Genomic DNA, 19,923 nt, shown 5'->3' with positions numbered 1-19,923 from the left:
AATCGATAGCGATACCTTTATCTTCCACGTTAAAATCGAATTTGTCCAGAATTTCCTTGTCCTATCCAAGTTCTTGCATTAAAAAGACCCAGCTTCCATGTGAAGATGAAAGCCAGGTCTATCTAATAATTCAATTAGTTATTCACTTTTCGTTTTCTGTTTTGACCGCTTCAACGGCGTTTCCTTATCTCGCACATTGTTGAGCCATGCACGGTCCTGGTCCATCATTTTTTTCGCCGAATATATCATCAGGAAGGTGATGAAAATGATCGGCAAGCCCATCAAGCCAGACACCACTTCGAGCGGTGCCAAGCCGCCGATTCTCATGAGCACCAGTGAAATGACGGTGATGATGCCGGCAACCAGGATGCGCAAAATTTTCGGCGGTTCATTTTTGCTCATATCAAGCGTACTCGTATAAGCAGCAATCGTGTAAGTCGTCGAGTCGAGTGTGGTCGTCAGGAAGATGAGCGCGACGATGATGAAAATCACAATCGCCAATCCGCCAAGCGGCAAGGTCGAAAGAATTTCAGGAATGACTGCCATCCGGTCTTCTTTCACCATATCCAAAATCGGCAGTTCACCCGTCAAATAACGGTGGACGCCGAGCCCGCCAAGAACACCTGTGGCAATCCACGACAACAGCGTAGGCGCCAATAGATAGGTCATGATCATCTCGCGGATGGTGCGCCCTCTTGAAATACGGGCCGCAAACACCGAATGCAGCATCGCCCATGTGGCACTATAAGCAAACCAAAACACCGTATTGCTTTGCACATGCGACGCCGCGCCTTGGTAAACTGAGTCCGTATTGAGTGAAAAACTCAAGTAATTCGTAAACAGCGACGCAACGCTGTCCGAGAAATAATTCAGGATAAAGACTCCTGGCCCTGCCAAGAGAATGAAGACAGTAAAGGCTCCCGCCAAATAAATATTGAACGTACTGAGCCGCTTGATACCCTTTTCCACGCCAAGGTAAGCACTGACGGAAAACAGCGCTACCCAGACAATCGTGACGACGAGTGTTAACCCGAACGTTACATCAATGTTCATTAACGCAGAAATATTATACGTGATGATCGGTGCGCCCAGACCGAGCGTAACCGCAGCCCCTGTCATGATGCTGAGCAAGAACAAGACATCGAGCAGGCGCCCTGCCCAGCCGTCTGCCAATTTATCGCCAAACACCGGACGTGCTGCTTCTGACATGCGCATCATCGGCTTTTTCTTAACGTGCAGCGTATAAGCCATCGCCGGGGCGATCATGACAAAGATCGCGAATACCTGGAAGCCCCATAAGAACATGCTGTAAGCATTGCCCATTAAAATCGATTCCGGTGAACCCGCCTCCATGCCGGCCGGCGGGTTGTTCGCCACGGATGTCCATTGCAACATGCCGGTACGCATGATTGTGGAACCGAGCCCCATGGCGATCAAGATGGATGCATACTCGAACAAAGTCAAGCGCGGCTTTTCTGCTGGATCGCCGAGAACGATATCGCCATATTTGGAATACGAAAAATACAATGCCGCTCCTACCAAAATAATGCCATACCAGAGATAACCCCAGCTGAATACTTCAACAATCGTCGTAAAAATCCCATTCAGCAATTCCAATGAACGGCTTTCATAAAGCGCGAGTGGAACGCTGATTGCGATGATGATGATCAAAGCCGGAAGAAAAATCCGGTAATCGATCAAGCCTTTCTTTTTCATCGAATCCCCCTCAATTATTTAATCCCTTTTTCCCTTCCCTTTGACTTGCTTGTTATAACCAAAAAAAAAGAAAAAACTACAAAGAAATGTAGTTTTTTCAGGAAAGGCTTGGGAAATATCATCATTTCCAACACGCCTACGAGTATAACGAAGCTAATTTCCTTGAGCAAGCAAAGCGATGCTCTCTGTTCAGTCGTGGCCGTGCGCCCATGAAATGCGTGGATCGATTTGGCGCGACATCCGGACCATGACGGGCTGGAAACCCATACGCGGCCAGAAATAGGAAGCCATTTGGTTTGGCGTATGCCAGTCGGCAAAAATATAATCATAGCCCTCTTTCTTCAATTCGCCGAAGCAATAGTTTGCCAGTGCTCTGCCGATGCCGCGGCTTCGCATATCGGGGTTGGTCGAAGCAGCTGGCAGCTCCACGCAATTCTCGGGCGTCACCAAACTGAAAGGGTCCTCCTTGCGGAAATAAACATGGAAGCCGGCAGCTTGTTCACCTTGGTTAACGAGCCATAGATAGGCTTCTTCGTCTTCCGTCAGTGCGACATAGCTTTTCTGGACGTTTTCCATCGTTTCTCTCGTGATTGGATGCCAAGAAGGTGCGGCTGCCTGGTGGATGCTGTTCCACACCGCCATTTTTTTCAAAAGCGGCGCATCCGCTTTCGTGCCGCGCCGAAATTCGAGTTCAGGCAGCGTTCCGTTTTTCGGTTCGTAATCATCCAGCGACAGAATCGCATATTTTTGCTCGAAGGCGAATCCTTGATCTAGCCATTGCTCGAACACCATTTCATCTCCAAGCGGCGCCATCAACACGTGGTGGAAATAGCCATGCTTCACCCATTCCGCTCCAGCATCCGCATATAATAAGCGCAACAGGCGCGGATGTTCATGCTCACTGATGGCAATTGATTCATAATCCATCCACACATAGCGTCCGCGATGCGCTTCTTCCTTGAATTCATAAACCAGGTATCCGATCACATCAATGCCACGGACAGCGACCACTCCGCTGACATATGGGCGCTCGAGCAATTTGCGGATGACAATCTCCGCTTCATCGATTTCCTCGAACTTATCCGGCAGATACGGGAAAATCTTCCGCTCCCGCGCCTGGCGTTTTGAAAGCAATGCAGACATTTGGCGGATATGCTTTTCTTCTACACTGATGATCTGGATCACATTCCATCACTCCCCTGTTTGAAGTTTCACTTCAAGCATCGCGTATTGGCCGTTGCGCACGATGTTCCCGAACTCCACTGGCAACGGTTCAACAAAAATCGGGCCGTCTACTAATGTGGTATGGAATTCCCCTTCCTCTCCGCAAGCATCGATGCCGAGTGCCTCGAGCTCTTCGATCAGCCCGCGGGTGAAAATGCGCCCGAGAAACTCCTCTCCGACACGCGCAGTATCCACCACTGTAATGACGGCTTTAAACTCTTCTTCGACCAGTTCTTCCAACAGTGACCGGCGGGCTTCTTGCCATAAGGGATGCAAGACATCGAGTTCTGCCTGTTTGCTGACTTTTTCAACCCAATCAAGATGATCCTGCAGGTCAATATCCCCGTACACACCCATTTCGATGCCTTGTTCTTTGAAATTCTGCAAGTGGCGAATAAATTCCTCTTCATATCCTGCCCAGTCGGCTTCGCCAATCACTAAAGGCAAGCTCATCCGTTCCGCTTGTGCTTCCAAGATCTGCTTTTTCAGCCCGTGGGATTTTGAGTGTTCTCCGTCTTCCTCAAACATGGTGAACAACGCAATCGGCACATGCCCTTGCTGAACCGCCCGGTAAAATGCTAATGCGGAGTCTTTGCCGCCGCTCCATGATGTAATAAATGGTTTTTGCATACTGCACCTCTTCTGTAATTTCTTGTGTCTTGCTTTTTCGTTTCCTCGTTCCCTCTACTTCTATTTCCTGCCCTGAAACTCCTTGTTCCACAAAAAAACAGCCGGGAAACTCCCGGCTGTTTGCATTATTTTCCTACCATATTCTCTGGGCGCACCCATTCGTCGAATTGCTCCGCAGTTAAATGGCCGCTCTTGACTGCTGATTCTTTCAGCGTCGTGCCTTCGTTATGTGCTTGCTTAGCAATCGCTGCCGCTTTTTCGTAGCCGATATGCGGGTTGAGTGAAGTGACAAGCATCAAGGAATTCTTCACATGGTTCTCGATGACGTCCAAGTTCGCTTCAATGCCGATTGCACAATTATCGTTGAAAGAAACAAGTGAATCCGTCAACAGGCGGACTGATTGCAGGAAATTGTATGCAATGACCGGTTTGAAGACATTGAGTTCGAAGTTCCCTTGGCTTGCCGCAAAACCGATCGCAGCGTCGTTGCCCATGACCTGGGCCGATACCATCGTCAAGGCTTCGCTTTGTGTCGGGTTGACTTTCCCTGGCATAATCGAGCTGCCCGGCTCATTTGCCGGAATCGTGATTTCGCCGATGCCGCTGCGTGGGCCACTTGCGAGCCAGCGTACGTCGTTGGCAATCTTCATCGCATCCGCTGCAAGTGCTTTGACCGCACCGTGCACGTAAACCATTTCATCGTGACTTGTCAGTGCGTGGAATTTGTTTTCCGCTGAAGTGAACTCCGTGCCCACCGCTTCTGCGATGAATTCCGCAACATAGCCGCCGAATTTCGGGTCTGCGTTGATGCCCGTTCCGACAGCTGTTCCGCCGATCGCAAGTTCACGCATATGCTCGACGCTTTCTTTGATCATGCGCTCGCTTTTCTCCAACATATGGCGCCAGCCGCTGATTTCCTGGCCCAGTGTAAGCGGTGTGGCATCTTGCAAGTGCGTGCGGCCGATTTTGATGACATCGTCGAATTTCTTCGCTTTTTCATCCAAAGTCGCTTTCAATTTCTGGACCGCTGGAATCAATTGCTCCGTAACCGCTAGAACGCCGGCAACGTGCATCGCCGTCGGGTATGTATCGTTCGAGCTTTGGGACATATTGACGTCATCGTTCGGGTGAAGTTTTTCATCCGATCCTTGTTCCGTCAAGATTTCGTTTCCGCGGCGCGCCAATACTTCGTTCATGTTCATATTGGACTGCGTGCCGCTTCCTGTCTGCCAAACGACGAGCGGGAAATGATCGTTCCATTTGCCTTCGATCACTTCGTTCGCAGCTGTTTCGATGGCGCGCATTTTTGCGTCGGACATCTTGCCAAGCTTGTGATTCGCTTTAGCTGTCGCTTTTTTCAATTGAGCAAATGCCATAACCACTTCATGGGGCATACGTTCTGTTCCGATGGCAAAGTTTTGGACGCTGCGCTGAGTTTGCGCGCCCCACATTTTGTCAGCTTCAACTTGAATTTCACCGATCGTGTCTTTTTCTGTACGATACTGCATTCCATTCACTCCAATTCTTAGTCTTTAACTTGCTTCTCTTCTATTAAACACATTCCACCCGAAAAAAGCGACCCTCGCCGCTAAAATCCCCCGGTTTTGCTCGAGAAAAACGCTTCGATTATCGCTTCATCTGAATGCGGGATATGTTCCCCTTTGATGATCTGGGCGCCGTTGATGCAGCCGCTCGACAGCAAGATGATGTCTTCCGGTCCGCTTTCTGCAAGCGCTTTTTCCACTGCCTGTTTGCGCGTTGGCGCTTTCAGCACTTTTTGCATGTACGGCACACTGAAGCCTTTGATCACTTCCGAAACAACTTCTTCCGGATCGCTGTAACCCGGATGGTCAACTGTAACGACCAAGACATCCGCTTTCCCTTCAGACGCTTTTGCCATTTTCGGCATCTTGGCAAAATCCCGGATACCGATTCCGGCAATAAGCGCGATCAAACGGCGATGGGGTAATTTGCGGGCTTCCGTCAAGACCGCATCGATCGCGACTGGCGTATGGGCATAATCCAAAATGATGGTCCGCTCTTCAGGGCCTCTGATCACTTGAAAACGCCCTTCTACTTGAGGCATATCCGGCAAGACTGCAATGATTTGGTCGATTGAATGCCCAGCGTGTAAGGCTGTCGCAATCGCCGCCGTCAAATTCGCGGCATTGTAATCCCCGAATAATGGAGCTTCGATCACCCGGATATCGCCTCTATAATTCAACTCAAAACGCATGCCTTGTGCAGATGCGCTGTAATTTCCCCAAATCAGGTCAGCACCGCTCGACGGATCTTGGCTATAGCTCAACACCGGGTAATCCGCCACTGCTAAAATGCCACCGCTTAAACCGGGATCGTCGAGATTGACGACAGCTGCTTTCGCACGCTCGAACAACTTCAACTTAGACTCCCGGTAATGTTCAAAAGTTTTATGATATTCAAGGTGCTCCTCGGATAAATTCGTGTGGATAGCTACATCGAAAATGATCCCTTCCACCCGCTGCTGATCCAGCGCAGTCGAAGACACTTCCATCGCTACTGCCTTTGTGTCAGCATCGACCAGCATGGAGAAAATCTGGTGGATGTCAGACGCAATCGGTGTGGTGGGCGTGCTTTTCTCAAACGGGACTTTGCCTTCAGCTGTTTCGACGCCAGTTGTGCCAATAAATCCACAAGGCATTCCCAACAGGTTGAATAAATTTCGGGCATAGGTAGCCGTCGTGGTCTTGCCGTTCGTTCCCGTCACACCAATTTTAAACAGCTCTTGCTGAGGCGAGTCGAAAAAGAAATCTGCCGTATGGGCGAGCGCATTGCGCACATCCGCCACCAGCACAAAGCTGACAGAAGGATAGCGCTTGGCTTGCTGCGACAGAATTTCCTCATTGGAGCCGATAATCGCCTGTGCACCGTTTCCGATGGCAGGCTCTATGTATAGATGTCCGTCTGTAATTTCCCCGATGACGCAAAAAAATGCAGAACCATTCCGTGCAGCCGAAGAGTTATAGACAATCGCTTGGATGTCCGCTGACTCTGGCCCGAATGATTTTAATATGCGTACCCCGGGGATTTGTGCAAATTGCAACTTCATATCGTAACTCCTCTTGAAGATAAATTTATGTGAATTTCTGATAATTTTACAGGAAAGCGCTGGAGTGTTCCACAATTCGAGTCGCTTTTTTAAAAAAATTACCGATCAACTAAGAGGTTTGGCAAATTGCAGCGCATGAAAGCCTTTGACCATCTGGAAGCCTATTCCAACATATCCTTCATTTAGTAATTCTTGCTGTTTTTGCAGATCGTCGAGCGGTGCTGTGACTTGATTGCCGTAATCTGCATTCGGCTGCTCGAGATCTTTTACAAGGATATAGCGTTCCAGGCCATCGTACTTCTTTTTTAACGCAGCGATGTGCATGTGCTGCGTAAATTTATCTTTCAGGCTCGGGATATTCATCGGCGCCACTGTGCAAGCCACGTAGCGGAATTTTTTCTCCAGCTTCTTCAATTCCTTCATCACTACTTCGGCCAATTTCTGCTGAAGGCGGTTTCCACGGTAATCGGGAGCGACAGCCGAAATTTCCTGATAAATCATGTTGCCAAGCTCTTCTTCAGAAAGCCCGATATCGCGCCCAAGATGCTCCTCGTCAATTTCGGGGACGAGCAGTGCCCGAAAAGCCACTAGCTCTCCTTCTACAAAAGCCCCGACAATCAGCCCGTTATGCTGCAAAATAAACAGAAATTCTTCAGTCGACAGCGGCTGCAACGTATTTTTCTCTGGCAGCGAGTCGATAACCGTTTGCTGAACCCGTTCGATTTCAGCCAAATCCTCTAGGTACAGGCGCTTCATATACATTGGCACCTGTTTGTGCATGCGCACATTGGTCAGTGTACCTTCATATAGGCGGTCTTTCAAAGCCCATTCCCCCTCGTTTCTTTCGTACTATCAGAATACCATGTTCCCTATCCATCGTCTTCAAGTTTTTTCAATTGACTGTAAAATTGAAACTATTTACCGACCTGTTCCAAAAAAGCCTCAATTTCCTTTTGTGTACGGAGGATATACACCTGTTTTTCAGGATACTTTCTAATAAATTCTTCTATTAAATGGTGTTGCGATTTTTGCCGCCCGTGATAGGTCGTCACAATAAACTTCAAGAACTCGTAATCCAGCTTTTCAGGACAGTCCGGAGCCATATCCAGTCTAGCTTGTTTACGGTATTGGATACGCCTTTTCAATACACGCCATAAACAGCGCCACAGCGGAAGCTGCAATTGGATAAGTGCATCGCAAGCTGCCAAGCGGATAGCGGCCGTGCTATTATAATTCCCTTCAATGATCCAGTGCGGTTCGTTCACCAGCTCCTGCTGCTTGTGCTGAAATTCTTTTTCCTCTGCTTCAACCCAGCCCGGCTTCCAATAATACGCATCCAAATGATGTACCGGCAGATTGGCCACTTTTCCTAAACGTCTTGCAAACGTTGATTTGCCGGCTCCAGCTGACACACCAATCACCATAATCCGCTGCATCGATCCCCCTCCTATCGCTCTTCATTCAACTATAACGAATGGCGGGAAAAAGAAGCAACCGAACTTAACCCTTGCATTCCAAAGAGTACCGTGCTATTCTAAGGAAGAATTATTTTTGTTCGATGGCTTTTCATTAAGTATCAGATTTTATCTGAAGGATTTGAGCAAGGATAGTAATACAATGTATGCATTAGCATACGAGGAGGAAACACACATGGAACAAGGTAAAGTAAAATGGTTTAACTCAGAAAAAGGATTCGGCTTCATCGAGCGCGAAGGCGGAGACGACGTATTCGTACACTTCTCAGCTATCCAAAGCGAAGGATTCAAAACTCTTGACGAAGGTCAAGAAGTTACTTTTGACATCGAGCAAGGCCAACGCGGTCTTCAAGCTACTAACGTATCAAAAGCTTAATTAACCCTTAAACTTTCAATGGGCTCTTCTTCGGAAGAGTCCATTTTTTATTGTCTAAAAATATATGCATGCAATGGAGCGCATTCTTTAGGTGAGATAGCGAGTTTTTGTGTATGGAAATGTTCCGGCATGTTGATGTAAGCGTCGCTTTAGTATTCGCCGCCCTGCTTTGGGTTGGCCTCTTGCAATAAGCCAGGAAAAGCACCTGTCTTATTGCGTCGGCTCACCCCTTTACGCTTGGCGGCTGTGAAATTCCATTGATTCGGGTACGTTTAGTCAGTTCTGCTTCTGTAACTTGTTGCCGGCTAGCGGGGAAATCGCTTCCTGCGATGAAGCATCTAGTCCTATAGCATTTGAGTCAAGAAGCTTGTGGTGAAACTAGTACTCACTATCGCCTTCTCTTGTTCCAAATGATATGAGCTACAAAGTATGAAGCATTTCCACATTTTCAGTCGAGCGGATAGAAGAAATACTCTTCCTTCTAAAACTAGAGACGGAGTGGAAGGGAGGCTGACGCCTGTGGGACCGCGCGGGCTGGCGAGACAAACGTGCCGCGCTTTTGGCACGTTGGCTCAACACCCGCCCCACGGCAAGCAGCTCCCCTGCAACGCAGTCGAAAAGCGGAAGCTTTTCAAATCTCTTCTTTCTAACTAACAGTTCCTGTCGCATCAGCTGCATGACCCGCACCCTGCGAGCTTCCTGCAACGCAGTCGAATAGTACAAACTTTCTCCACTCACTTCCCTCCCGTATTTCATCAGTCACAAAGAAAAAAGCTGCCCAATGGCAGCTTTTTTTAATTCATGATGAAATACAATTGGAAGACCAGGAAAATGATCGCGACCAACAGGAGCGTTCCGACCACTACGCTCATGGCCAGTTTTTTTCCGTCCATCGACTCACCCTCTCAGTTTTTTCTCGCGTTCAATGGCTTTCACTATATCATACGCGCCTTCCCCGGTATTTGACAATACAGTAACGATGGATTTTTGCTGTGGATAATAGCCCGAGCGGAAATTCACGCCAGGGTCGTACCCCATTACATGATACTTCACCATCTCCGCTTCTTGCTTATCGATCCACACACCGTAGCCGTAAGCCTGTTCGCCTTCTTGTGCCTGGACCGTCAGCAGGTGGTTTTTCATCTCTTCAGACAATAAAGACCCGTCCATCAGCCGGTTCCAGAATTTCGCCATGTCCCCTGCCGTGACGAAGGCGCCTCCGTCCGCTCCACCGCGAACTGGAATCGCGTATTGGTTCGTGCGCCAGGAGCCGTCTTCCTCAATATATCCATACGCCGTATTTTTCGGCAAACGATCCAGACGGAAATAACCCGAGTCCGACATATCCGCTTTCGCCAACACTTCCCGCTCGACGTAATCGGCGAATTCTTCGCCAGTCACTTGCTCGATGATCAGGCCGAGTGCGATATAGCCCGCATTATTATATCGGAAACGCGCCCCCGGTTCTTCGACAGGCGGCAAGTCGCGGAATAATGGAACAAAATCAGCTGGCGTCTCCATCCGGTACATCGGAATCTCTTGCCATAATTGTTCGAAGTCATCCATCGCCTCTTCGTCGAAGTAATCAGGAAGGCCTGATGTATGGCACAACAGTTGGTGAACCGTAGCGTTGAAATTCGGGAAGGTCTTCGGCAATAGCTCTGACAGCTTCGCTGAAAGTTCGAGCTTGCTTTGCTCCACCAATTGCAACACAGCGACGGCTGTAAAGATCTTGCTGCCGGACGCGATGCCGAAGCGGCTGTCGACAGCAATCGGCCGTTCGTCCGCACGGTTCGCGAATCCTTTGGCAAGCGACCAATTTTCATTGCCGGCCATATGTGCAGTCCCTGAAAATGAGGCCGATTCCATTAAGTCGGAAACCGGATTATCTGCTTGCTTTTGCACCATATGCCCTTCCGCATCGATCTCGATCATCCGCCCGTCCGCAAGTTCGATTGCCAACGGATGCGTTTCGCTTTTCAGTTTAGAGAAGAACCACGTACGTTTTGGCGGTACGAGCACCAGAAAATGGGGATCTTTGCCGAGGAAATTCAGCGTTGTCGGATCGATCCCTTTATTGCCGCGTACGGGAATTTCCATCCGTTCCAATGACTCGCCCACTTCCTTGACATATGGCGAAACGATGCCGACTTCACTGATGTCGAGTAAGGAATCGATTGTGAAATCATCCATGATGTCGACGTGGCGCCGTCCGATAAACTCAACGATATTGCCGGCAGGATCCTGAAAATAGAAGGCATCGGAATTGAAATTCGAATAATAGATTTCGTCCATCCCTTCCTGGCGGTTCAGCTCAACGCGCGCACGCGCCCAGAATTTGGCCAAACTGAACTGGTTGCCTGGAATATTGATCGCATAATGGTAAAAAGACGCACTGTCCGACTGGCGGAATTCCAAAACGGACGTGCCGATTGAAAGCGCAAAGCTCGTGTCGTCTTCTTCAACAATCCGGAAGCCCAACTGGTATTCATAAAATCCTTTCATTTCATCCAAACGGTTTGTGTACAGTATCACTTTCTTGAACATGTCCTCACCTCTTCTCTCAGCATACCGAAAATGGTCAGAATTTTCCTCTTTTTCGTCGCATCCAAGCCGGCCTTTTGACATTTAAAGACAAAAAAAGCGAATGCATCTGCTGCATTCGCCTGTTACCACCGATAATCGAGCCGGACCATATCCCGGCATTGCAAGCCATTTTCAAAAATCGGCTCTTCATAATGGCGGGTGAAAAAGTCCCGGTCAACCGATTTCATGCGGAAGCCGCATTTCTGGTAGAGCGCCAATTGCGCCAAACTCGAATTTCCGGTGCCGATCTCGACAGCCGAGAAACCGAGCTTTTTCGCTTCTTCGAGCGCCAAAAACACTAAGCGCTTGCCAAGACCTTTGCCGCGCTCAGACTCAGCGAGGGCAATGTTTTTGATTTCAGCGGCATCCGAATCCAGCGCAGTCAAGACGAACACACCCATGACGGTTTCCTGCTGTTCGGCGATAAAGCAATGGCCGCCAGTACAATAGCTGCGGACTAGCTGCTCAGACGGATCCGCTTCCAGCAACAGCCCCATCGGCAATTCCTCGTGCATTCCCAGTTTTCGGATGTTCATTATTTTCGCTCGCTGAATCCTTGGTCGAGCAGATAATCTTCAGCGTCATCGAAAGTGCCGAAACTTTCTTCGAGGTTTTTACCAGTGTAGATATTCCAGAAAGGCTCTTCGTAGACAAGGTCGAGTTTTTCACCTTCTCTATTGGTCCACCGCTTGTCATAAGGGGGTTCTGGTTCCTGGCCCAAATAATCGATCGAATCGGCGATGATGCTGCGCAACTGGCTCGCTGAAAAATCACGGATGTTGACCAAGCCGCGGTTGTCCGCTTCGTATTGCGGCAAATCACCGACGAAGACAAAACCGTTGCCGTTCGGGTGAAGATGATAGACCACGTTTTTCTTATCATAGAGGCTTTCTTCAAATTGGAAGTTAACTCGTTTCATCGATACTTCTTTTCGTGTCAGTTCCGGAAACGCTTCGATCACTTCTAGTTTTTGCTCAAATGTCAGCACTGGACATCCCCATTTCTTCTTTGGATTTCTGACTTCAGTATAACATGCATACGGCATGCTTCGCCGTTTGCGAAATAATAGAAAAAGGATTGCCCATAAGAAATGAGTGGTGTCCATTTCGACGGACGCGCTCTAGCTCACAGGATGTTGGATCATGCAGCTGGCGCGTAATGTCGTTGCTCAACTTTCGCTATGTTCAAGCATCGCAAATAAATGAACTCAGTTCCACTTCGTTCATTTATTCGCCGTCTCCATTCCCATCCCATGTTCTGAATTGAAGAGAGTGGACGAACACGAACATACAAATAAAATATCCGAAGAAAAAGGACTTCTTTTTCTCCGGACATTTCAAGGTAATTATAAGGCAGCCCTTAAAACTTATTTTTTCTTTTTCAATCCGAATGGCCACCAAGCGCCGCCCGCAAATGAAACGGTAATTGCCGGCACGAGCAGCGGCAAGACGATCAAGCCATAAAGCAGCAAGCCCGTGATGACGATTGCTGCGATCTGCATCAGGCTGAGTACTCCAGATGGCAGCATCGCGCCGAACGTTCCGGCGAGCAAAATGGCGGCCGTGATGATGACCGTTCCCATTTTCGCCATCGACCGGTGCATCGCTTTCGAGAAGTCTGCCGCCGTTAAGGCTTCTTCACGGTAGCGATCGAGCAGGAAGATCGAGTAATCGATGCCGAGCGAGACGAGCATGACGAAGCCAAAGAACGGAACGGCCCATGTGATGCCGTCATAACCGAGCCATCCGACGAAAATCAACTCGGTGATCGCAATCGAACTGTAATAGGTCAATAAGAGAGAGCCGATCATGAACAGCGGCATGATGAAAGAACGCAACAGCACTGCCAATACCACGAACAAACTGATGAGCATAATACTGACCGTACGCGTAAAGTCACTCTCGGAGATGTCCTTCAAGTCGCTATTGATGCTTGGCACCCCGCCGTATGCGATGTCCACATCTTCAAGAGGCGTGCCGTTAATGCTTCTCTCAGCCGCTTCTTTCAAATTCGTGACGATGTCAATCGCTTCCGGGGAATAGGGATCTTCTTCGAGCACGACTTCCATCAACATGCCTTCGCCATCGGCAAATGCATACTGATCAAGCAGCGATTCGAACTCTTCTTGTTCCAAAGTGCCTTCAGGCAGATAAATGCCTGTGCCGCGCACCGCTTCGCTATCGCTGATGCCTGCGAGCGTGTCGGCGATTTCAGTCAAGCCGTCGCTGATTTCCGTAAGGCCGTCTGATGAAGCGCCGACGCCTTGCGCAAGTTCCCCGATGCCAGCAGCCAATTCATCATATTGGCCAGCTCCGCCGTTTAGGCCTTGTTCGATCTCTGAAAGTCCCGCATTCACTTGAGCAAGTGCACCGACTGTCTGTTCAATATTGCCGGTCTGCTGGAGGCCGCCCGAAATCTGTTCAAGCTGCCCGTTCACTTGCGACAAGCCTGCAGCTGCCTCGCGAAGGCCAGCGCCTCCTGCCTGTCCACTGATCGTTTCCAGGTTCGTTTCAATTTCACCAAGGCCGGACTGGACTTCGCCAATTCCGGCATTCGCTTCTTCAAGCCCTTCTGCAATAAGGCCCAGCTGATGATCGACGAAAAATTCATCAATCACCGAACCGGTAGGGCGCGTAATGGCACGAACCATGTCGACACCTTCAACTTTTTCCATATCCTGCGCCAAGGCATCCAGATACGGAATCGTTTCTTCTGCCGTTAAGCTCTCTTCACCTTTGATGACGACTTGCACCGGCATCGTATTGCCTGCGCCGAATGCCGATTCAATGGCATCGAGGCCTTTCACCGATTCATAATCCGAACTGATTTCGTCTACTGTATTAAATGAAAGGTCATTATTATAGGAGAACAACAAAGGAACCGTAATGGCCGCCACCAGCAGCATCGACCAAAGTGGACGGTTAACGGACAATTTACCGATCCAAATCCACAATTTGCTGTCTTTATGTGAAGCTGAGCCCTTGCTTGGCCAGAACAGCTTGTCTTTTAGCACCGCCATAAAAAACGGCATGACGGTAAACAGCACGACAAGGAGGACGGCGATGCCGACTGCGACAGCAACGGCCGATTTGAAAATCGGGAATTCCGCAAAACCGATAGCCGCAAATGCGATAAAACCGGAGAATCCACTGATGAACAAAGTCTTCCCTGCCGTCCGGTACGTATTCAGAATCGCTTCTTGCACATCTTTTCCTTCTGTCAGTTCTTCTTTATAACGGCTGAGCAGCAAGATGCAGTAATCGGTCCCGAGACCGAACAGAATCGCCACCAGGAAAATCTGCGTGTAATTCGATACCGGGAAGCCGAACCAATCGATGAAAAATGCCACGAGCGATTGGCTGAGCAAATAGCTGAGACCGACCGCCACAAGCGGGATGATTGGCGTGATAAACGAACGGAATACCGCCAGCAGCAAGCCGAAAATCAAAATCACGGTAATGATTTCTGTTTTCTTCAGGCCTTCCTGCGCGCTAGTATTGACGTCTTGGTTGATGATCGCCTCACCCGTCAAGTAGACAGTTAAATCGTCCGGCACAATCGTTTCACGGATTTCATCCGCGAGTGCCGCCGCTTCTTCGTCCGTTCCTTCAATTGATACCGGAAGCAAGACCGTCTGGCGATCTTCCGCAACCAATTGCGCTTCCAGTTCTTCATTTTCAAATGGATCCAATACGGTCGTCACCGGATCGCCGAACGCTTCGATTTCCGCTCTCATGTCCGCGATCTGCTGTTCGCTTGTTTCATCGAGTTCCGACTCCAATTCGATCACCAATGAAATGGTCTGCCCCGATACATCAGCCGATTCCAAAATGGCAGCCCCACGCTGCGAGTCCGCTTGTTCGGACAATTGGAACGAACCTGCTTCTTCCGCTTGTTCCGTTAAGTTTGGCGCCACTAAAAACAATGCCGCCGTCAATACGATGAGCCCGATCATGATCGGCCATTTTAATTTCAGTATCGTTTGCATCCCTTACACTCCATCCGTTTTCATGATTGCGCTGAGCTTTCTGAAAATCACCAAGAATTGATCGATTTCCTGGTCGTCCACTTGTTCCGACATCAGTTTTTCCAAGTACTCCGCCAGAACTTTATCTGACTCCTCGAGGACCGATTTTCCGGCATCGGTCAATTCAAGCAGCTTTTCCCGCCGGTCTGCGGTTTGGACGACTTGAATCAATTCTTTTTGCAATAGTTTTTTCGTGCGGTTCGAGACGGCGCTTTTATGTACACCCTGCAGCACCGCAAGTCTTGCCGATGTGATTTGGCCTTCTTTGCCAATCAATTTCAGCGACTGCATCTGCTCAGGGGAAAACTCTTCCCATAACGGATTGTCCACCGAACGGATGACGCGCTCCGTTCCGTAAAATAATACTTCCTGAAACAATTCGACCGCTTCTTTAATGCGCATATCCATAAATGGTTTACCCCCTCAACTAATAGTAGTTTAGGGGGTAAACCATTTACCGTCAAGCAATTCGCCATAAGAAAAACCCGCAGCCTGGGCTGCGGGTTTTCCCTTATACTTCTCTTGTGGCGGTCGAGCGGATTTCCTGGCGCCTTGCGTAAATGTTTTTGATGATCGTTTTCACGACCGCGTAAAACGGGATCGCCAAGATAATGCCCCAAATGCCCGCGATGTTCCCAGCTGCAAGAATCAATGTGATGACTGTCAGCGGGTGGACGTCGAGTGCATTGCCCATGACGTTCGGGGTGATGAAATTGCTTTCGATCTGCTGGGCGACCAACATGATGATGGCGACATAAACTGCCATAATTGGCTCTTGTACGAGCGCGATAATGATGGCCGGCACAACGGCGATATACGGCCCAAGAAACGGGATGACGTTCGTTGCCATGCCGATGATTGCCAATAACAGTGCATAGTCTAGGTCGATAATAAAATAGCCGATCAGTAGCATGATACCGACCAAAAAGCTGACGAACAGCTGGCCTTGGATATAGGACTGCAATGTGTGATCGATGTCCTTGAGTGTCTTGATGACCCATAGCTTGCGCTGCCCGCTGAAGAATCCAGAAATGAACGGGATGAACTTCCGGTGGTCAATCAATAGATAAATCAGGAAGAACGGCACAAGAATCAGTGTAAACAGCCCCGAAATAAAGCTCGTGAGGAACGACACAATCCAACTTCCGATATCACCGATGCGGTCGCCGATTTGGCCGCTCAGATCATTAATCTGCTCTTCTAGTGAATCCGGCAAGCGGTCGCGCTGGGCCAGCAGATACTGCGTATAATCTTCAACGTCATTGATAATGCCCGGCGCGTTGTCAACAAGCGAGTTGACTTGCTTGGTTACCATCGGCCCAACCATTGCAAATAATAGATAAAAGACCAAAACAATCAAGAGGACGATAGTTAAGATGGCGGCCCATTTCGGGAATTTGCGGTTCTCCAAAAAGTACAGCAACGGACGCGTTAAATAAAACAAGACGCCCCCGAGAAGCAGCGGCACGAAAATCGTTCCCGCAATGATAAATAACGGGTCGAAAATCCCTTGGACTTCGATGAATAAACGAATGATGACCAGTGTCAGGATGATTCCGACGCCTGCTTGAAACCATAATTTATTTGTCACCTATTACACTTCCTTTCTTCCATGTGTATACCCAGTTTATCACGATTATATGGTATTATATGTTTTTGTGTAGTGTGAACTTTTTTAAGCACTGCGCGTCTTATGACTGTAGATATGAGAATGAATAGAATTTGGAGGATACATACAGATGGAACAATTATGGCTTACCATTAAATTTTTGCTGCTCGGACTATTCCAAGGGCTTACGGAACCGATCCCGATTTCTTCGAGCGGCCACTTGCTGATTGCACAGTATTTTCTCGATGTGGAAATCGAGGGAAGCAATTCGACTTTTGCTTTGCTCGTCAATAGCGCCTCCCTGATTGCCGTCTTGATCATTTACCGCGAAGACATTAAACGGCTGGTCATTAACGGCTTGAAATTCTTCAAAGAAAAAACGCCGGAAACGCGGCGCGATTTCATGTTCATCGTTTATTTGGTCGTCGCGACCATCCCGGCAGGCATCATCGGCGTCTTATTCCAGGATACGATTGACTCCTACCTCTCGACGATCGTCACGGTCGGCGTCACCTTGGTCATCACCGGTCTTGCCCTTTGGCTGATCCGCAATATGCGCGGCCAACGCAAAGACGGCAATATGACAATGAAAGATGCCTGGATCATCGGCGGCGCACAGGCTGTCGCTTTGATCCCGGGCATCAGCCGCAGCGGTGCCACGATTGTTGCCGCTATGGCACGGGGCATTAACCAAGAGACAGCATTGCGCTTCTCCTTCCTGCTGTTCATCCCAGTCAGCTTGGGCGGGGCTGTGCTTAGCATCACCGACATCATTAATGATGATAATTTGTCGACGATGGCGGTGCCGTATATCATGGCATTTATCGGCTCTCTCGTCGCTTCGTACTTCTCGCTGAAATGGTTCATGAACATCATGGCAAAAGGCCAGCTGAAGTATTTTGCGATCTACTGCTTTATCGTCGGGCCGCTCGTCGTGCTCGCTTGGTTCTTGTTGAACTAATTAAAAAAATCCCTCTATTGCGCAAATGCAATAGAGGGATTTTTGCTTAGCGATTAAAGAAGTTTGCCGTGAAATACGGCTGCTTGTCTGAGTTGAAGGCGACGCCGACACCAAGATAGCCGAAGTCGGGCTTGACGATGTTTTCCCGGTGGCCCATCGAGTTCATAAGCCCTTCGTGGGCGAAGACGGCGCTATACTGCCCATATGCCAAGTTTTCGCCGGCGATAAAGAAAGTGATGCCATCTTCTTTCATGCGGTCAAAAGGTGATTGGCCATCTGGGTTGGTATGGCTGAAATAACGCTCTTCAGCCATTTCCTGGCTATGGTCACGCGCCGTCTCCATCGTTTCACCATCCCATTTCAAGAGCGGCAACTCACGCTGGATTCTCGCTGAATTGGTTAGCTCGAACAATAAAAATTCATAGCCTTCCTTCACTTCCGCTGACGGCTCCGCATAAATCTCGCCACGCTGCTCTTCCAAATCCTTGTCGATGACTTGGACCGCCGTGACCGTATCCCCTTCGTGAACGTCATAAAAAACCGTTGTATAGGAATCCGCTGTTTCAAACAAATCGTACTCATCGCGCGAATCCAGAATATATTGCACACGCCCTTTTTGCAGGCTCGTCAGCGGTGTCCCGAACAACTCACGTACTTGTGCTTTGGTCGAATCCATCGAGAAGCCTTCTGTCGAAGAGATGAGATCCTGGTTGGTAAACATGCCGTTGACCTCTCCGTTCTCATCGTAAGACAACAACACATAATTCTGGTAATCCTGATGGTAGCTATGCCAATCGGTTCCGTATTCATTTTCCATTAGACGCAACGGCAAGCCGAGCTTTTGCTGGGCTTGCTCCTTGCTCATGCCAAGCGTGACATTATGGACCGCCACCATGGAATCCGTATCGGATAGCTCTGGTTTTGCGACAGCTTCAGGCAAGGCGGCTGAGCTTTCTGTTACCATTGCCTGCAGTTGATGGCTGATGCGCGTCGTGAAATATTTGGCTTCATCGAGCGCTTTGGAAACATCCGTGTCAGCTGTTACATTTCCGATCACTTCATCCACCGAGTCCAAAAAGCCCAGGTCGACATATTCTTCGACAGACGCCTCCCATACCGGGCGGGTGAAAAACAACAAGACTATGAGCAACAGGATGCCAAACAATTTCCGCACACGCATCACCTCTTTCTCTTCATTTCAGTGTAATCGCAAAAGCGTAATCCGGAAAGCAAAAAGCCTTTTTTACTTTTTCCCTTAAATAAATACCAAAAGCGGACAGGAAAAGGAGTGCTTTTCACTGTCCGCTTTGCCATTTTCATTTGTTAAGCTTCCACATTGTGTTCGCTCGTAATATCGGTTTTCTTCGGTGAACTGAACCAAAGCGTAAACAATAAGCCAATCGTAAATGTGATCAGGCTAGTCACTAAAGTCATCGGATCGGCCGCAAAGCCAGGGAATACGACAAATAGCGAGCCAAGGATCAAGCCGATGATGGCCGCATACGTCACATACGTAAAATGCTCCAGCAAATAGCTGATCGCTTTACTTGAGACGACAAACCCGACCATGACGCCGGCACCGATTGCCAAGACGATCGGCAAATTCAATGTCGACAAAGCGTTGATGGCCGTCGAATAAACACCGATCAACAACAAGATGAACGAGCCACTGATGCCAGGCAATAGCATCGCCATGCTCGCGATCCAGCCAGAGAAAAATAGCAGGAAGAACGTTGGCAGGCTCAGTTCCGTAATCGGCGCTACATTATCATCGGTCTGGATAAATGCCATGGAAGCAAGCGCTGCACCGATGACCAGCAAGATGACCAAATGGCGTGCCGTAAAATTCTTTTTCACTTCCGCTTGCTTCATGATATAAGGCAAGACCCCGAGGATTAACCCCATGAAGAAAAATTGCGTCGCTTCGTAATGGTTTTCCAGCAAAAATTCGATAAATCGGCTGAACAATAATAAGGTGATGACAATCCCTATGCCAAGAGGCACGAGAAAGCCTAGCTGTTTTTTCCATTCGCGGCTGAAAAAGCCGCTGATTGATTCAAGCAGGCGATCATAAATCCCAAGAATAAAGGCAATCGTTCCGCCGCTGACTCCCGGAATCAAATCGCTGATGCCCATCAAAATACCGCGGTATATATTTTTCCATTCCATTCGTTCAATCTCCTCGTTTCAAAATCACTTTTAACAGTATAGCACGCAGAAACAGGAAACTC

17 protein-coding genes are annotated in these 19,923 nt (G+C 48.8%); 2 read left to right on the top strand and 15 right to left on the bottom strand.

The window, feature by feature from the left end:
• Positions 1-138: 138 nt before the first annotated feature.
• From M1Q06_RS02245 to M1Q06_RS02215, 7 genes are all read right to left on the bottom strand, one after another.
• Positions 139-1,716: a BCCT family transporter gene (locus M1Q06_RS02245; RefSeq protein ID WP_121300865.1), complete on the bottom strand. Its 1,578-nt coding sequence runs from the start codon at positions 1,714-1,716 to the stop codon at positions 139-141.
• Positions 1,717-1,905: 189 nt separating this feature from the next.
• Positions 1,906-2,901 (bottom strand): GNAT family N-acetyltransferase, encoded by a 996-nt coding sequence (locus M1Q06_RS02240; RefSeq protein ID WP_121300864.1) that lies wholly within the window; start codon positions 2,899-2,901, stop codon positions 1,906-1,908.
• A gap of 6 nt (positions 2,902-2,907) precedes the next feature.
• The gene (locus M1Q06_RS02235) at positions 2,908-3,570 is read right to left on the bottom strand and encodes a diphthine--ammonia ligase (RefSeq protein ID WP_434401316.1); all 663 of its coding nucleotides are present in this window, start codon (positions 3,568-3,570) and stop codon (positions 2,908-2,910) included.
• 125 nt (positions 3,571-3,695) lie between these two features.
• Complete coding sequence (fumC, locus tag M1Q06_RS02230; protein ID WP_121300862.1) at positions 3,696-5,078, bottom strand: class II fumarate hydratase; 1,383 nt, start codon at positions 5,076-5,078, stop codon at positions 3,696-3,698.
• 80 nt (positions 5,079-5,158) lie between these two features.
• Positions 5,159-6,658: a UDP-N-acetylmuramoyl-L-alanyl-D-glutamate--2,6-diaminopimelate ligase gene (locus M1Q06_RS02225; RefSeq protein WP_434401314.1), complete on the bottom strand. Its 1,500-nt coding sequence runs from the start codon at positions 6,656-6,658 to the stop codon at positions 5,159-5,161.
• Positions 6,659-6,763: 105 nt separating this feature from the next.
• Positions 6,764-7,438, bottom strand: a complete 675-nt coding sequence (locus tag M1Q06_RS02220; protein WP_121300996.1) for a hypothetical protein — start codon at positions 7,436-7,438, stop codon at positions 6,764-6,766.
• Between the two features lie 134 nt (positions 7,439-7,572).
• Entirely contained in the window at positions 7,573-8,094 is a 522-nt protein-coding gene (locus M1Q06_RS02215) for a topology modulation protein (protein ID WP_434401312.1), read from the bottom strand.
• 214 nt (positions 8,095-8,308) lie between these two features.
• Between M1Q06_RS02215 and M1Q06_RS02210 the strand changes: the two genes are divergently transcribed.
• Positions 8,309-8,509: a cold-shock protein gene (locus M1Q06_RS02210; protein WP_058381906.1), complete on the top strand. Its 201-nt coding sequence runs from the start codon at positions 8,309-8,311 to the stop codon at positions 8,507-8,509.
• A gap of 897 nt (positions 8,510-9,406) precedes the next feature.
• On the opposite strand, the gene M1Q06_RS02205 is transcribed toward M1Q06_RS02210, so the two are convergent.
• The 6 genes from M1Q06_RS02205 to M1Q06_RS02180 all read right to left on the bottom strand — a co-directional run bounded on the left by M1Q06_RS02205 (position 9,407) and on the right by M1Q06_RS02180 (position 16,713).
• Positions 9,407-11,056, bottom strand: a complete 1,650-nt coding sequence (locus tag M1Q06_RS02205) for a serine hydrolase (RefSeq protein WP_121300859.1) — start codon at positions 11,054-11,056, stop codon at positions 9,407-9,409.
• 122 nt (positions 11,057-11,178) lie between these two features.
• Positions 11,179-11,631, bottom strand: coding sequence for a GNAT family N-acetyltransferase (locus M1Q06_RS02200; protein WP_434401309.1), 453 nt, complete (start codon positions 11,629-11,631; stop codon positions 11,179-11,181).
• Positions 11,631-12,083, bottom strand: a complete 453-nt coding sequence (locus tag M1Q06_RS02195; protein WP_058381909.1) for a hypothetical protein — start codon at positions 12,081-12,083, stop codon at positions 11,631-11,633. The genes M1Q06_RS02200 and M1Q06_RS02195 overlap by 1 nt, the downstream gene beginning before the upstream one ends.
• A gap of 378 nt (positions 12,084-12,461) precedes the next feature.
• On the bottom strand, positions 12,462-15,083 hold the full coding sequence (locus M1Q06_RS02190) for an MMPL family transporter (RefSeq protein WP_434401307.1): 2,622 nt from the start codon (positions 15,081-15,083) through the stop codon (positions 12,462-12,464).
• A 3-nt stretch (positions 15,084-15,086) separates the two neighbouring features.
• Entirely contained in the window at positions 15,087-15,530 is a 444-nt protein-coding gene (locus M1Q06_RS02185; protein WP_274624390.1) for a MarR family winged helix-turn-helix transcriptional regulator, read from the bottom strand.
• A gap of 103 nt (positions 15,531-15,633) precedes the next feature.
• Entirely contained in the window at positions 15,634-16,713 is a 1,080-nt protein-coding gene (locus tag M1Q06_RS02180; protein WP_121300855.1) for an AI-2E family transporter, read from the bottom strand.
• Positions 16,714-16,861: 148 nt separating this feature from the next.
• Here M1Q06_RS02180 and M1Q06_RS02175 point away from each other — a divergent pair, with 148 nt between their 5' ends.
• Positions 16,862-17,692 (top strand): undecaprenyl-diphosphate phosphatase, encoded by an 831-nt coding sequence (locus M1Q06_RS02175; protein WP_434401305.1) that lies wholly within the window; start codon positions 16,862-16,864, stop codon positions 17,690-17,692.
• A gap of 46 nt (positions 17,693-17,738) precedes the next feature.
• Here M1Q06_RS02175 and M1Q06_RS02170 read toward each other — a convergent pair whose 3' ends face one another.
• Together M1Q06_RS02170 and M1Q06_RS02165 are read right to left on the bottom strand one after the other, a co-directional pair.
• Positions 17,739-18,872, bottom strand: a complete 1,134-nt coding sequence (locus M1Q06_RS02170) for a CAP domain-containing protein (protein WP_434401303.1) — start codon at positions 18,870-18,872, stop codon at positions 17,739-17,741.
• A gap of 143 nt (positions 18,873-19,015) precedes the next feature.
• Positions 19,016-19,861, bottom strand: a complete 846-nt coding sequence (locus M1Q06_RS02165) for a DUF368 domain-containing protein (RefSeq protein ID WP_274624388.1) — start codon at positions 19,859-19,861, stop codon at positions 19,016-19,018.
• Positions 19,862-19,923: the final 62 nt, after the last annotated feature.

This window comes from Planococcus sp. 11815, from assembly GCF_051096385.1.
GTDB lineage: Bacteria > Bacillota > Bacilli > Bacillales_A > Planococcaceae > Planococcus > Planococcus citreus.
The sequence above is the reverse complement of the archived record's forward strand: the minus strand, read 5'-3'. Positions and strand labels throughout refer to the sequence as shown.

What these genes read in the sequence shown, in the direction of transcription:
- M1Q06_RS02245 (WP_121300865.1), bottom strand. Translation starts at nt 1,716, where the DNA reads ATGAAAAAGAAAGGCTTGATCGATTACCGGATTTTTCTTCCGGCTTTG.
- M1Q06_RS02235 (WP_434401316.1), bottom strand. Translation starts at nt 3,570, where the DNA reads ATGCAAAAACCATTTATTACATCATGGAGCGGCGGCAAAGACTCCGCA.
- fumC (WP_121300862.1), bottom strand. Translation starts at nt 5,078, where the DNA reads ATGCAGTATCGTACAGAAAAAGACACGATCGGTGAAATTCAAGTTGAA.
- M1Q06_RS02225 (WP_434401314.1), bottom strand. Translation starts at nt 6,658, where the DNA reads ATGAAGTTGCAATTTGCACAAATCCCCGGGGTACGCATATTAAAATCA.
- M1Q06_RS02220 (WP_121300996.1), bottom strand. Translation starts at nt 7,438, where the DNA reads ATGCACAAACAGGTGCCAATGTATATGAAGCGCCTGTACCTAGAGGAT.
- M1Q06_RS02215 (WP_434401312.1), bottom strand. Translation starts at nt 8,094, where the DNA reads ATGCAGCGGATTATGGTGATTGGTGTGTCAGCTGGAGCCGGCAAATCA.
- M1Q06_RS02210 (WP_058381906.1), top strand. Translation starts at nt 8,309, where the DNA reads ATGGAACAAGGTAAAGTAAAATGGTTTAACTCAGAAAAAGGATTCGGC.
- M1Q06_RS02205 (WP_121300859.1), bottom strand. Translation starts at nt 11,056, where the DNA reads ATGTTCAAGAAAGTGATACTGTACACAAACCGTTTGGATGAAATGAAA.
- M1Q06_RS02200 (WP_434401309.1), bottom strand. Translation starts at nt 11,631, where the DNA reads ATGAACATCCGAAAACTGGGAATGCACGAGGAATTGCCGATGGGGCTG.
- M1Q06_RS02190 (WP_434401307.1), bottom strand. Translation starts at nt 15,083, where the DNA reads ATGCAAACGATACTGAAATTAAAATGGCCGATCATGATCGGGCTCATC.
- M1Q06_RS02185 (WP_274624390.1), bottom strand. Translation starts at nt 15,530, where the DNA reads ATGGATATGCGCATTAAAGAAGCGGTCGAATTGTTTCAGGAAGTATTA.
- M1Q06_RS02175 (WP_434401305.1), top strand. Translation starts at nt 16,862, where the DNA reads ATGGAACAATTATGGCTTACCATTAAATTTTTGCTGCTCGGACTATTC.
- M1Q06_RS02170 (WP_434401303.1), bottom strand. Translation starts at nt 18,872, where the DNA reads ATGCGTGTGCGGAAATTGTTTGGCATCCTGTTGCTCATAGTCTTGTTG.
- M1Q06_RS02165 (WP_274624388.1), bottom strand. Translation starts at nt 19,861, where the DNA reads ATGGAATGGAAAAATATATACCGCGGTATTTTGATGGGCATCAGCGAT.